Origin of the sequence: Serratia ficaria (assembly GCF_900187015.1) — a bacterium.
In the GTDB taxonomy this organism is placed as follows: Bacteria; Pseudomonadota; Gammaproteobacteria; order Enterobacterales; family Enterobacteriaceae; genus Serratia; species Serratia ficaria.
Genome location: NZ_LT906479.1, coordinates 2276050 through 2289650 on the forward strand (window position 1 = coordinate 2276050; position 13601 = coordinate 2289650).

Genomic DNA, 13601 nt, shown 5'->3' on the forward strand with positions numbered 1-13601 from the left:
AGCGGTGCCGCGCGCAGGATTAAGGTTCGGGTACAGCTGACCGGATTCAGCTAATTGCGTTTCCGGTTCTCATTAATAAAACGGGAGGCTCTGACGTCCCCCTATAGCATAGCAGCGAATTTAAACCTGCTTACTTTAATTACAAAATGCTGACGATAATTAATTAAAACTAACATTAGCTTAGGCTCACAATATTGAATGCCGGCGGCGTAATTTAGTTCGTCATTTTTATTTTTTATCATATCGTCAGTGCTGTCTAGCGTTTTATTCCCAATTAGAAAAAACGGCTTCCACAATAGGATTTTTCGTAATCGATTGTTTTTGCTTGGTAACGTCATTCATATGCCGTTAGGCGAGCCGTCCCGCACCGAACACTTGTCAGCAGGGTGAATAATGAAACAGATAAATGCAGAAATGGCCTGCGAGAAAAATACCGCGGCGCCTGATACATCAGGAATAATTAACCAAATTCGTCATATAGATATCGGCGCAGTGCCGATAGCGCTGTTTGTCACTATTTGCGCGATTGTCTCCGTTTCGGCTTACGCCAACTTCCTGCCGAAGAATATGATCGGCGGACTGGCGGTGATAATGACGCTGGGCTTTGCGCTGGCGCAGCTGGGTAAAAGTATTCCGCTGCTGCGCGATATCGGCGGCCCGGCGATCCTTTGCCTGATGGTGCCGTCGGTGCTGGTGTATTTCAACGTCTTTCAGCCGAACGTGATGAGCACCGTCCATCTGCTGATGAAAGACGCCAACCTGCTGTATTTCGTCATCGCCAGCCTGGTGGTCGGCAGCATCCTCGGCATGAACCGGGTGATCCTGATCCAGGGCATGGTGCGCATGTTCGTGCCGCTGGTGGTGGGCACGGTGACGGCGGTGGCCACTGGCCTGCTGGTGGGCAAACTGTTTGGTTTCAGCTTCTATCACACCTTCTTCTTCATCATCGTGCCGATCATCGGCGGCGGCATCGGCGAGGGCATTTTGCCGCTGTCGCTGGCTTACTCCGCCATTCTGGGCTCCGCGCCGGATGTGTATGTCGCGCAGCTGGCGCCGGCGGCGGTGCTGGGCAATATCTTCGCCATCGTCACCGCCGGCGTGCTGGCACGCATCGGCATGCAGCGCAAGGCGCTGAGCGGCGACGGCATGCTGATTCGCTCCGCCCAGGAAAACGCGGTGTTCGCCATCAAGGAAAGCGGCGGCCACGTCGACTTCCAGCTGATGGGCGGCGGGCTGCTGGTGATTTGCGCCTTCTTTATCGTCGGTGGCCTGTTCGAGCATATCCTGCATATTCCCGGCCCGGTGCTGATGATCCTGTTTGCGGTGCTGTGCAAGTACTGCCGGGTGATCCCGGCCTCGATGGAGACCGGCGCGCACAGCTTCTACAAGTTCGTTTCCACCGCGCTGGTATGGCCGTTGATGATTGGCCTGGGCATGCTGTACGTGCCGCTGGAAAGCGTGGTGGCGGTCTTCTCGGTGGGCTATGTGGTGGTGTGCGGTTCCGTGGTGCTGTCGATGGGGCTGGTGAGCTTCCTGATCGCGCCCTATCTCAAAATGTTCCCGGTCGAGGCGGCGATCGTCACCTGCTGCCACAGCGGCCTGGGCGGCACCGGCGACGTGGCGATCCTGTCGGCGTCCAACCGCATGGGGTTGATGCCCTTCGCGCAAATCGCCACGCGCATCGGCGGCGCATCCACGGTGATCGGCGCCACGCTGCTGCTCGGTTGGTTAGTCTGAGTCCGATTCTTGTTACGGCTCACCGGGGGGGATTGCCCCGGTTTTTTTATTTTTGTCGGCGGATCCGCGGTATATGACGGCCGCAGGCAATGGAAATCGTGCTTTTTGGGCTAAAACCCGACAATTCCTATTAATTCCGTCATATTAGCCTGACATAGTAGCGCGCAGAAGGCCGGGCTTGCATACCTCGGGCTTCTGCCGGATCGCCAACCATTTCGGTTGGCGATTCACTTTCCATCTTTCAGCATATTGATGGCCGCGCCGATCAGTATGCGGCGTTCGATATCGTTGCTGTCCGCCAGCTGCTGCGCCAGATGTTTGGCCAGCGTTTCTACCGATAAAACCTCGCCGCGGTGACGCAGCTGCATCACGCCGTCGCCAATCAGCCGGGCGACTTCATCCCATACGGGCTTTATCTCCTGCTCCGAGAACATCATCGTTTACCTCGGCTGGGTGATTTTTGGTCAATGTAGCAGCTGAGCCGATGCTTCGCCACCGCAGCGGCCGCCGTCGCTAAAACCGGAAGAATAAAAAACAAGCCATCAGTATTTCTTCTGGTTTTTACGCTCAATACTTGTGGTGTCAAATATCAGGAGGGCGAATGATGAAACTGGTCGATCAACTGGCGGACTATTACCGTCTGAGCCGCAAGGCCGAAGTGCAGAATCGGCTGTGCCGGCTGTGGCTGCCGCAGGGGGAGGCGCGCATCGCCTATCTGCGCGAACTGCTGGAGCCGGAAAGCCGGCGGCCGAATCAGCGTTAACCGAACGCCATCGCCGCCCAGCGCAGCAGCAGCAAGGCCAGGCAGATCAGCAGCAGGATCAGGAACATTTTCCAATGTTTGGTGCGCATTCTTTTGGTTGCCATGCCTACCTCTTAGCTGAAATACCAGCCGCCAATCGCCACGATGGCCACCACCGCTACCAGCGCAATGACTTTCAATAAATCGCTGAAGGTGTCATCGGGGTCTTTGTCGTCTTGCTTCATTTTACCGCCTGACTTTGCGTCATGGAGTGAATATTAGCTCCAGTATGCCTGCTGCGCCGAGCGAGGCCCAGCGCTTTACCGTAAAAACCCGTAAAGGCTGTGGGAATAGAGTGCGCGGGCGTTGCGGCGACAGGTGCAGACGGCCATGGATACGTTGTACTATTCTGTTTGCAGTGATGACTCTCTCAATAAGGTAAAGCAATGGCGACGGCAATTCCGCAGAAATACGAACACACCGAGCGTTGGGCATTCGGCGACACCGAACAGCAGGCCGACGACGTGGTGCAGCTGATCCTCAACGGCACCAAAACGGCGACCTGTTCCAACCTCGACGGGGAAGGCATCCCGCTGGCCGGCGACGTGTTCCTGGTGGTCAATGGCAAGGGCGATCCGGTCTGCGCGGTAGAGCTGACCGCCGTGGAGATGAAAACCTACGATCAGGTGGATGAAGCGCACGCCTATGCCGAAGGCGAAGGCGACCGCTCGCTGGCGCACTGGCGCAAAGAGCTGCAGCGCTTCTTTGAGGAATACGATCTGTTCTCGCCGGACATGACGCTGGTGCTGATGAATTTCAAAGTGGTCGACACCTTTTAAATCATGCGCGCCGTTCCCTATGTCTGCCAGTGGGCGACGCCCGAGCTGGCCGCCGATCTGATCGCCGGCCGCGCGACCCTGGCGGACGATGCCAACTGGGCGCGCAGCGGCGCCCGCGACAGGGCGGAATACATCGAATGGGCTAATCACGTGTGCGGCATGGCCTGTTTGAAAATGGTGCTGAGCCACCGCGACGGCGAAGCGCCGCCGCTGTTGGAGCTGGCGCGCCGCAGCCTGCCGTATGGCGCTTACCTGCGCGAAGGGGAACGGATCAAGGGATTGATCTACGCCCCGTTCGTCGACTACGTGCGCGAACAGTTTGCGCTGCAGGCCGAGGTGAAGGTCGGCCTGGAGAGCGGGGAGCTACCGGCGCTGTTGGATCGTTGCCGCTATTTCATCGCCTCGGTGCATCCGGCCATTCGCCGGCCGGAGACGCCGCCGCCGCAGCGCGGCGGGCATCTGGTGCTGGTTACCGCCGCAGAGCCGCACGGCGTCACGTTTCACAACCCCTCGGGCGACAGCCCGGCGACGCGTCAGCAGGTGAAGCTGTCGTTGGAACGCTTTGGCCGCTTTTTCGCCGGCCGCGGCATCGCCATCGCATAAAAAACGCGCTGTTTTCGGCAAAAAAACGGCGCGTCATGCTGGATATCGATAGAGGATCATTCCAGCCGCATCACCCAGGCGTCCGCCTGCCGGTCATAATGCTGTTTGTACAGCAGCGACTGCTTGCCGTCGAGCGTGGCCGGAATGCTGGTGTGCTCATCCCAACCGTCCAGCTGCATGCACAGGTCGGGATCCGATTTGCACGGAATGGTCAGGGTGCTGGCCCGCTCGGAAGACGCGCTCAGATGTGCGTCATCGACCTCGAAACTGCCTATTTTTACGACGGTTTTGCCCATGGGAACTCCTTGCTCTGCTAGGTGGTAGGAGGTAAGACCAGTTAGCGGTCGTCCGTATGAGCATAACCAAACGAGCAAAAAATGCCACATAAAAAATACAGTCCGGCAACAATTGCAGGCCGCGACTCGCGGCGGCGCTCAGTATTCCGCTATAAAATGGTGAGGACTACCTTGTGCGGCATGTTTTCACTGCGACAGCGTTGGCTATTCGGCCGAGATGCATCCTGATATCGCGATAACAGGATGCAGAGGTTCGAGTTTACATCAATGATATTAAAGGGGGCATGGGGTGCGGGAGCATCGCCGAAGCCAGCTCCCTTTATGCCTCGGCGTCGTTACAGATGAAAATCCAGCGCGCCGTCGCGCACCAGCTCACGCGGCAGGTTGTTTTTAATCCGCCTGCCGATGCGCTTGGCGATGCCCAACGGCTGCTGCTGATAGGTGACGATGCATTCATCGCTCTCCGGCGGCTGCTCCGGGTACAGATCGCGGCCGTGATACCACTCTTGCGCCAGCGCGGCGTCCAGCTCAAACCGCGGCTTGCCGTCGGCGACCGCCAGCGCGATCGCCGCCTCATGCTGCCAGCGGAAGCCCTTCGGGAAGCGTTCGGCCAGCTTCAGGCCGATACGTGAAAAACGCACTTTGCTGACCAGCGGCTCCAGCTCTGCCGGAAACAGCCAGATTTCTTTGTCGCGCGCCCACAGCCGGCCGCTCTCGTCCCAGGCCAATCCCGAGGCCGCCGCGGCCCTGGCAACCTCGGCCGCGTCTTGGCCGGAAAGCGGGCGGAACGGGAATTTACCCAGCTTGTAGCTCGGCTTGGGCAGCGGCGCGACGCCATGATTCTTGCGCAAGCGCGCCACAAAGAAGCCTTCGCTGTCGTAGATCTGCGGGAACACGTGCAGGAACCCTTCGGCGGTCAGCGCCTGCTGCGCGCCGGGGAACAGCTCGCCCAGGGGTTCGACGCTCACCGCATCGCCGTAGGTCGCCAGCAGCCAGGCGACCACCTGCTGATTTTCCTGCGCGTTGAGGGTGCAGGTGGAGTAGACCATCACGCCGCCCGGCGCCAGCGCATGGAAAGCGCTGTCGATCAGCTCGCGCTGGGTTTCGGCGATGGCGGCGACGCTTTCCGGCGACCAGTTGCTCATGGCGTCCGGATCCTTGCGCACCACGCCTTCGCCGGAGCAGGGGGCGTCCAGCAGAATGGCGTCGAAGCTTTCCGGCAGCGCGGCGCCGAACACCCGGCCGTCAAAATGGGTCAGCGCGACGTTTTTCACCCCGCAGCGGCTGACGTTGGCGTGCAGCACCTTCACCCGGCTGGCGGAGTATTCGTTGGCGACGATGCCGCCCTGGTTGTTCATCAGCGCGGCGATCTGGGTGGTTTTGGATCCCGGCGCCGCCGCTACGTCCAGCACCCGCCGCGGCGTTTGGCGATCGGCGAACAGCGCGCTGACCGGCAGCATCGAGCTGGCTTCCTGAATGTAAAACAGGCCGCTCAGGTGCTCGGCGGCGCTGCCCAGCCGCAGTTCTTCATCCTCGCGTTCGATCCAGAAACCTTCCGCGCACCAGGGGATGGGCTCCAGCCGCCAGTCATAATCCCGCACCAGCGTCAAAAAGTCGGCGACGCTGATTTTCAGGGTGTTGACCCGCAGGCTGCGGCGCAGCGGGCGCTGGCAGGCGGCGATAAAGTCGTCCATCGACAGCGCGGCGGGCATGATGGCGCGGGTCGCGTCGAGGAACGCGGGGGGCAAAAAAACGGCGGTGGATTTGGCCACGGGTGAATTCTCAGGCAGCAATAATGACAAGGGCGGGAGTTTACCACAAAGCGGAAACGACGGGGGCCCTGCATGCCGGGCCCCCGAGGCGGAGTGAGGATTAATCGCGCGGAATGGCGGTGCCCCATTCTTTCCAGTCTTTCGGCTCCTCCGGATTCAGCAGGAAATGCTTGTTCGGCGCGGCCTTCGGCGCCAGCGGCATGGTCGGCGGCGTAGCGAAGGCGATGCCGCCGCGAATGAACTGCTGGAAGGTGCCGCTCTTGATCACGCCGCCGGTCAGGCCGAACTGCAGGTTATAGCCGGAAGCCAGCCAGAACACGCTGTTGTTGCGCACCAGGTGCTGGTATTTCTTGCTGATGCGCAGCGCGACGTGCACCCGGTCGGACATGGCGCCCAGGTAGAAACCGGTGATGGTGCCGACTTCCACGCCGCGGAACAGCACCGGCGTACCGATCTGCAGCGAACCGGTTTCGGCGGCGTCGAGGATCACGCTCAGGCCGTCGAGGTAGCGCGAATCGGTAATGCTGGCTTCCTGCAGCTCGAAGGTGCGCAGTTCGCGGCCGCGGCCCGGCTCCACGTTAATATAAGGCTGCAGCAGGGTGTCGAGGTTGCTGACCCCGGCGGCGGAGATCTCCGGCGAGACGATCGAGAAACGGGCGCCGTAGCGCGCAAAGGTCTGCACGTACTCCGGATACAGCACCGCCTTGGCCAACACTTCGTTGCGCTCCGGCGCCAGCTGCAGCGATTCCACCTGGCCGATGTCGATGCCGAGGTAGCGCAGCGGCATGCCCGCCGACAGCTTGCTGGCGTCGTAGGTTTTCAGGGTGATCTGGCTGCCCACCGCGCGGGCGGCGGTTTCATTGGCGTACAGCACCCGGTTGGCGCCCTTGTTCAGCGTCACGCCCTGCAGGTTATCGAAGCTGATGGCGCCCTTCAGCGCGCGGTTGAGCGGCGAAGCCTGCACCGTCAGGCCGCTGCCGTTCAGCTGCACCTTGGCGCCGCCTTCGGCCCAGAAGATGCTTTCGCGGGTCAGCAGCTTGCGGTATTCCGGGCTGATGTAAACGTCCACCTCAAATTCGTTGGCCTTCGGGCGAACGTTGACGATTTCACCCACCTGGAATTTGCGGTACAGCACCACCGAGCCGGCCTGCACATCCGGCAGGCTGACGGCGCTCAGCGTCAGGGTAGGAGTCGGATTATTGCCGACGATGCCGGCTTCGGCCTTCTCGGCGTTGGCGTACAGCGGGTATTGGCCGCCCGGTTCCCCTTTGCCGCCGGGTATGATGCGCACGCCGCCGTCGATCCACTCCTGGGCGCTGGCGCCGAGCACTTCCATGCCGTCCAGCCCCAGCTTGACGTCGACGCGGCTGTTGACCACGAACTTGCTGTCCTTGTGCAGCAGGCCGCGATACTGGGCGTCTACCGCCGCGGTGAACACCACGCCGCTGCCGGTCAGGGTGCGGCTCATGATTTGCCCGACCTTGACGCCGTGCACGATCAGCGGCTGGCCGACGTCGATGCCGTAGCTTTGCGGCGCGTTCAGCGTTACCGTCAGCACGCCCGGCTGCTGCAGCAGGGTCTCGTTGCTGTCCAGCACGTTGAAGTGCTGCTGCGGTTCGCCGTCGCCCGGCACCAGCTCCAGCGTGGTGCCGGTCAGCAGCTGGCTCAGCTTGGCGTCGCTGAGGCTGATGCGCGGGCTGCGCATCACGATGCGGGTGCCGCTGCGCATCAGATCGACCACCGACGGATCGATGGTCAGCTCGCCGGTGACCTTGCTGTCCTGCTGCAGGGTCAACCTGGTCAGGGTGCCGACCTGCAGCCCCTGATACATCAGCGGCGTGCGGTTTTCGCTCAGGTTGTTGCCGCTCGGCAGATCCAGCTGGATGTTGACGCCGCGCTGGCTGTGGGCCAGATCCGGGTACAGGGTGTAGCTCTGGTCGGCCTTGGCCTGTGGGCCGTCGGGCGGCGAATCGAAGGCGATGGCGCCGTTCACCAGCGCCGCCAGGCTTTCCATCTGCACCGAGGCGCCGGACAGGCTGAAGTCGCCCTTGAAGCCGGAAACGTTCCAGAATCGGCTGCTGCCCTTCACCAGCTTGGCGAAGCGGCGGTCGATCAGCACGTCGATGGTGACGCCCTTGTTGTCTTCGGCGATGGTGTAGTCATACACCTTGCCGACCGGGATCTTGCGGTAATAGACCAACGAGCCGGTGTTGAGCGAACCGAGATCGTCGGCGTGCAGGTGAATCATCAGCTCGCCGGTGTTCAGCCGGTATTTCGGCTGGGTATCGAGCGCGGTGAAATGGGTTTGCGGCTCGCCGCTGCCGGGCATCATGCCGATGTAGTTGCCGCCGACCAGCGCATCCAGCCCGGAAACCCCGGCCAGCGAAGCCTTGGGCGTCACCAGCCAGAACTGGGTGCCGTCGCGCAGCGAATCCTCCAGATCGCTCTTGATGCTGGCTTCGACCACGATGCTGCGCAGATCTTTGCTCAGGCTGATCTTCTGCACCGTGCCGACTTCAACCCCCTGATAACGCACCGGGGTGCGGCCGGCGACGATGCCCGCCGCCGACTGGAAGTCGATGGTGACGGTGGTGCCGCGCTCCTGGACGTTGTTATAGACCAGCCACCCCGCGATCAGCAGGGCGATAAACGGCAGTAACCAGAATGGCGAAATGCGGCGCTTGTTTTTGACCCGCGCTTCAGTCGGTGTAGTCGGCGTTTCCTGTTGCATGTGCATCCCAAATCAATCGGCTATCCAGCCACTCGACGGCAAGAATAGTTAAAATGACCGCCGAACCAAAATAAAAGGCGGCCGGCCCCATAGTAAAAGACAACAGCTGGTCGCGATTGACCAGCGACATCATCAACGCAATGACGAACAGATCGAGCATTGACCAGCGGCCGATCCAGGTCACCAGCCGCAGCAGGCGAATGCGCGTTTTCAGGCTGTGCGAGGTCTTGAAATGGATGCTCAGCAGCAGGGTGAGCAGCACGATGACCTTGGTGAAAGGCACCAGCACGCTGGCGATAAACACGATGGCGGCGATCGGCACGTTGCCGGAGGTGGCCAACGATACCACGCCTGAGAAGATGGTGTCCTCCATGCGCGCGCCGTTGGCGTAGATGATCGAGATCGGCAGCAGGTTGGCCGGGATCAGCAGGATCATCGCCGCGATCAGCGCCGCCCAGGCCTTCTGTAGGCTGTAGGGCTGGCGGTGGCACATCGGAATATGGCAGCGCGGGCAGCGCCCGCGCTCATCCGGGTAGCCGGTATAGTGGCACGACAGGCAAACGTGCAGCGCCGCCGGCGGGCCTTCCGCTTGCTCCTGCGGGTAGTAACGCTCCCACAGCTGCTCCAGGTTGGCGTGGATCAGCGTCAGGATGCTCAATACGGTCAGCGAAAGATAGGCGATCAGCGCGTTGCCGGGCTGAATGTCGGCATAGTCCTGCACTTTGATCGCCGCCACCGCCATGCCGATCAGATAGATGTCGAGCATCACCCACTCTTTCAACCGCTCCAGCATCAGCAGCACCGGGCGCAGGTTCATGCCGAGCGCGTGGCCGACGCGCAGATACAGCAGCGACAGCGACAGGGTCAGCGGCGCGCCGATGGTGCAGAACGCCACCATGCTGGCGGTGAGCGGGTCGCCCTGGCGGCTCATTTGCCAGATGCCTTCCAGCAGGCTGGCGTCGATGCGCGTGCCGAGCAGGCGGATGCTGATCAGGGGTTCGGCAAAGGCGAACGGCATCAGCAGCAGCATGGCGATCGCCATGGCGGTCAGGCGGGTCATCGACCAGTCGCGGCCGTGCACCACCCTGGCGTTGCAGCGCGGGCAGTAGGCGGCCTGATTGCCGCTCAGCGGCGGCAGCACAAACAGCAGGTCGCATTCGCAACAGCGCTGATGGCGCGCTTTGGAAAGGGGGCCGGTGATCGCGTGTATCTTCATCATGACAAAAGCTGCCCTTGAGCCCGCCGGAACTGTTAGCGTAGCTGAAAAATAAACCAGCCAGTGCCTTATAAGGTTAAGCAACGGGCGGCAAAACAGGGTAAACAGGGTTTCTGAGCGGCAAACATACCCTGCCGGGCGGGGTTTTGTGAAGCAACAGATGATTAACCTTGTGGCTATACGCATTTAATGCTTATTTTATAGGGCCTAAGCCTTGGGCTTCTGGCCATCTTCACTGTTTTAATGGTTAACACATGACAAAAGAACAATTCTACGCGGAATTAAAACGTGATTTGAGTGCGCTGCTTGATGGGGAAACCCACTTTATCGCCGCGCTGTCCAACGCCAGCGCGTTGATCAACGAGCGGTTGGATGACGTGAACTGGGCCGGTTTTTACCTGATGGACGGCAACCAGCTGGTGCTGGGGCCGTTCCAGGGCAAAATCGCCTGCGTGCGCATTCCGGTCGGCAAGGGCGTGTGCGGCACCGCGGTGGCGGAAAACCGCGTGCAGCGGGTCGGCGACGTCCATGCGTTTCCGGGCCATATCGCCTGCGATGCGGCCAGTAACGCAGAAATCGTACTGCCGCTGTTCGTCGGCGGCCGGGTCATCGGCGTTCTCGATATCGACAGCACGGTTTATCAACGCTTCGACGAAGAGGACGAATTGGGCCTGAAAGCAGTGGTGGCGGGGCTTTGCGCGCAGCTCGAACAGTGTGATAGTGCGAAATATGTCACTGTAACGGCAAGTTGATCTACGGTTAACGTGGCATTTACCGATGGCGTCATTATAATGACGCCTGTTCATGCCTGCGCTGGTTGGCAAACCCGTTGTAATCAGGAAATTTCATGGAAAATCAACCTAAGTTGAACTCTAGTAAAGAAGTCATTGCTTTTCTTGCCGAGCGTTTTCCGCTCTGCTTTAGCGCCGAAGGCGAAGCTCGCCCGCTGAAAATCGGTATTTTTCAGGATTTGGTAGAGCGCGTGCAGGGGGAAGAAAACCTCAGCAAGACGCAATTGCGTTCTGCCCTGCGCCTGTACACCTCAAGCTGGCGTTACCTGTACGGCGTCAAGGTGGGCGCCCAGCGCGTCGACCTGGACGGCAACCCGTGCGGTGAACTGGAACAGCAGCATGTAGACCATGCTCGCCAGCAGCTTGAAGAAGCCAAAGCGCGCGTTCAGGCACAGCGTGCCGAACAAAACGCCAAAAAACGCGAAGCCGCCGGTGGATCCGCCGACGCCGAGCCGCGTCGTCCGCGCCCAGCCGGCAAAAAGCCCGCGGCGCGTCGCGAAGGCGGAGCCGCGCCGGAGAACCGCAAACCGCGCCCACAAACTCGCCCACAGCAAGCTCGTCAACCTCGTGCAGCAAAAGAGGAAAGCCAGCCGCGTTATGCGCCAGTCACGGATATCTCTAAACTGCAAATTGGCCAGGAAATCAAAGTCAGAGCAGGCAAGAGCGCGATGGATGCAACCGTACTCGAAATCGCTAAAGATGGCGTACGTGTGCAGCTCTCTTCCGGTCTGGCGATGATTGTGCGCGCAGAACACTTGCAGTTCTGATACGGAGGCCAACCAAGGCATGAACAAATTTGTCAGATTAACGGCGGTCGCGAGCCTGTTGTGGGCGGGTGTCAGTTACGGAGCGGAAACAGCCAACATCCGCCTCGATCAACTGCCTCAGCTGCATCAGGAACCTCAGCACGCTACCGTGAGTGAGCGCGTTACCTCGCGCTTCACTCGCTCTCATTATCGCCAGTTTGCCCTGGACGCCGACTTTTCGGGCAAGATCTTCGATCGTTACCTGAATATGCTGGATTACAGCCATAACGTGCTGTTGGCCTCCGACGTGGCGCAGTTCGCCGACAGAAGAACCCAGGTGGGCGAAGAGCTGAAAAACGGCAAGCTGGATACGTTTTACGCGCTGTACAATCTGGCACAGAAACGCCGTTTTGAGCGTTATACCTATGCGTTGTCGCTGCTGGCGAAGCCTATGAATTTCACCGGCAACGGCACTATCGATCTCGACCGCAGCAAAGCGCCGTGGCCGAAAGACAAGGCGGAGCTGGACAGCCTGTGGGACGCGAAAGTCACCTATGACGAGCTGAACCTCAAGCTGACCGGCAAGACCGAAAAAGAAATCCGCGACACCCTGACCAAGCGCTATCAGTTCGCCATCAAGCGCCTGACGCAGGGCAACAGCGAAGACGTGTTCCAGCTGGCGATGAATGCCTTCGCGCATGAAATCGACCCGCACACCAACTATCTGTCCCCGCGCAATACCGAGCAGTTCAATACCGAGATGAGCCTGTCGCTGGAAGGCATCGGCGCGGTGCTGCAGATGGACGACGACTACACCCTGATCAACTCCATGGTGCCGGGCGGCCCGGCGGCGAAGAGCAAGGCGATCACCGTGGGTGACCGCATTGTCGGCGTCGGCCAGGCGGGCAAAGGCATGGTGGACGTTATCGGCTGGCGTCTGGACGACGTGGTGTCCCTGATCAAGGGGCCGAAGGGCAGCAAGGTGCGTCTGGAGATCCTGCCGGCCGGCAAAGGCACCAAAACCCGCGTGGTCACCCTGACGCGCGAGCGCATCCGCCTGGAAGACCGCGCGGTGAAAATGACCATCAAGAGCGTCGGCAAAGAGAAGGTGGCGGTGCTCGACATCCCGGGCTTCTACGTGGGGCTGACCGATGATGTGAAAGTTCAGCTGCAGAAGATGGCCAAGCAAAACGTCAAGAGCGTGATCATCGATCTGCGCACCAACGGCGGCGGCGCGCTGACCGAAGCGGTTTCGCTGTCCGGCCTGTTCATTCCGAGCGGCCCGGTGGTGCAGGTGCGCGACAACAACGGTAAAGTGCGTGAAGACGCCGACACCGACGGCGTGACCTACTATAAAGGCCCGCTGGTGGTGCTGGTTGACCGCTTCAGCGCCTCCGCCTCCGAGATTTTCGCGGCGGCGATGCAGGATTACGGCCGCGCGCTGATCGTCGGCGAGCCGACCTTCGGCAAGGGCACCGTACAGCAGTACCGTTCGCTCAACCGCATTTACGATCAGATGCTGCGTCCCGAATGGCCGGCGCTGGGTTCGGTGCAGTACACCATCCAGAAGTTCTACCGCGTCAACGGCGGCAGCACCCAGCGTAAAGGGGTGACCCCGGACATTCTGATGCCGACCGGCGTCGATCCGGCGGAAACCGGCGAGGCGTTTGAAGACAACGCCATGCCGTGGGACAGCATCAACGCGGCCACCTATACCAAAACCGGCGATACGGCGGCGTTCGAACCTGAACTGCTGAAGGATCACCAGCAGCGCATCGCCAAAGATCCCGAGTTCCAGTACATTGCGCAGGACATCGCGCATTACAAGGCGCTGAAGGACAAACGCAACATCGTGTCGCTCAATCTGGCGGTTCGCGAGAAAGAGAACCACGATGACGACGCGACCCGCCTGCAGCGCATCAACGATCGCCTGCAGCGCGCCGGCAAAAAACCGCTGAAGTCGCTGGACGATCTGCCGAAGGATTACCAGGAACCGGATCCTTACCTGGATGAAACCGTGCACATAGCGCTGGATCTGGCCCATATAGAAAAGGCCCAGCCGGCCCAGCAACCGGCGGCCGTCAAGTAAGGCCGCGGGATTTACCGCTAAAAACGCACCTTCGGGTGC

At 60.5% G+C, this 13601-nt stretch carries 13 protein-coding genes; 7 read left to right on the forward strand and 6 right to left on the reverse strand.

Annotated features, from left to right (window positions below):
- Window positions 1-393 precede the first annotated feature (393 nt).
- Window positions 394-1737 carry a 2-hydroxycarboxylate transporter family protein gene (locus tag CKW09_RS10790; RefSeq protein WP_095097197.1) on the forward strand — a complete coding sequence of 448 codons (1344 nt, stop codon included), beginning with the start codon at window positions 394-396 and terminating at the stop codon, window positions 1735-1737.
- A 227-nt stretch (window positions 1738-1964) separates the two neighbouring features.
- Here CKW09_RS10790 and CKW09_RS10795 read toward each other — a convergent pair whose 3' ends face one another.
- A complete protein-coding gene (locus CKW09_RS10795; RefSeq protein ID WP_061795449.1) occupies window positions 1965-2174 on the reverse strand; it encodes a hypothetical protein in 210 nt (69 codons plus the stop codon).
- 164 nt (window positions 2175-2338) lie between these two features.
- Here CKW09_RS10795 and CKW09_RS24715 point away from each other — a divergent pair, with 164 nt between their 5' ends.
- A complete protein-coding gene (locus CKW09_RS24715; RefSeq protein WP_157079209.1) occupies window positions 2339-2500 on the forward strand; it encodes a hypothetical protein in 162 nt (53 codons plus the stop codon).
- Here CKW09_RS24715 and yniD read toward each other — a convergent pair.
- On the reverse strand, window positions 2497-2604 hold the full coding sequence (yniD, locus tag CKW09_RS24870) for a small membrane protein YniD (protein WP_231922139.1): 108 nt from the start codon (window positions 2602-2604) through the stop codon (window positions 2497-2499). The two genes, CKW09_RS24715 and yniD, sit on opposite strands and share 4 nt — an antisense overlap.
- 321 nt (window positions 2605-2925) lie before the next feature.
- On the opposite strand from yniD, the gene CKW09_RS10800 reads away from it, so the two are divergent.
- A complete protein-coding gene (locus tag CKW09_RS10800; RefSeq protein ID WP_061795450.1) occupies window positions 2926-3318 on the forward strand; it encodes an ASCH domain-containing protein in 393 nt (130 codons plus the stop codon).
- A 3-nt stretch (window positions 3319-3321) separates the two neighbouring features.
- A complete protein-coding gene (locus CKW09_RS10805) occupies window positions 3322-3921 on the forward strand; it encodes a hypothetical protein (RefSeq protein ID WP_061795451.1) in 600 nt (199 codons plus the stop codon).
- A gap of 56 nt (window positions 3922-3977) precedes the next feature.
- Here the strand turns inward: CKW09_RS10805 and CKW09_RS10810 are convergent, their stop codons facing one another.
- From CKW09_RS10810 to yebS, 4 genes are all read right to left on the reverse strand, one after another.
- Window positions 3978-4217, reverse strand: coding sequence for a DUF1480 family protein (locus CKW09_RS10810; RefSeq protein ID WP_061795452.1), 240 nt, complete (start codon window positions 4215-4217; stop codon window positions 3978-3980).
- A 335-nt stretch (window positions 4218-4552) separates the two neighbouring features.
- The gene (rsmF, locus tag CKW09_RS10815) at window positions 4553-5989 is read right to left on the reverse strand and encodes a 16S rRNA (cytosine(1407)-C(5))-methyltransferase RsmF (protein ID WP_095097203.1); all 1437 of its coding nucleotides are present in this window, start codon (window positions 5987-5989) and stop codon (window positions 4553-4555) included.
- 100 nt (window positions 5990-6089) lie between these two features.
- Entirely contained in the window at window positions 6090-8720 is a 2631-nt protein-coding gene (locus CKW09_RS10820; protein ID WP_095097206.1) for a PqiB family protein, read from the reverse strand.
- Window positions 8689-9936 (reverse strand): membrane integrity lipid transport subunit YebS, encoded by a 1248-nt coding sequence (gene yebS, locus CKW09_RS10825; RefSeq protein ID WP_061795527.1) that lies wholly within the window; start codon window positions 9934-9936, stop codon window positions 8689-8691. The genes CKW09_RS10820 and yebS overlap by 32 nt, the downstream gene beginning before the upstream one ends.
- 254 nt (window positions 9937-10190) lie before the next feature.
- Here yebS and CKW09_RS10830 point away from each other — a divergent pair, with 254 nt between their 5' ends.
- The 3 genes from CKW09_RS10830 (at window position 10191) to prc (ending at window position 13562) form a co-directional block, all read left to right on the forward strand.
- Window positions 10191-10688, forward strand: coding sequence for a GAF domain-containing protein (locus CKW09_RS10830; RefSeq protein WP_095097209.1), 498 nt, complete (start codon window positions 10191-10193; stop codon window positions 10686-10688).
- Between the two features lie 95 nt (window positions 10689-10783).
- Window positions 10784-11494, forward strand: a complete 711-nt coding sequence (gene proQ / locus CKW09_RS10835; RefSeq protein WP_061795460.1) for an RNA chaperone ProQ — start codon at window positions 10784-10786, stop codon at window positions 11492-11494.
- Between the two features lie 19 nt (window positions 11495-11513).
- Window positions 11514-13562 carry a carboxy terminal-processing peptidase gene (prc, locus tag CKW09_RS10840; protein WP_061795461.1) on the forward strand — a complete coding sequence of 683 codons (2049 nt, stop codon included), beginning with the start codon at window positions 11514-11516 and terminating at the stop codon, window positions 13560-13562.
- The last annotated feature ends 39 nt before the right edge of the window (window positions 13563-13601 follow it).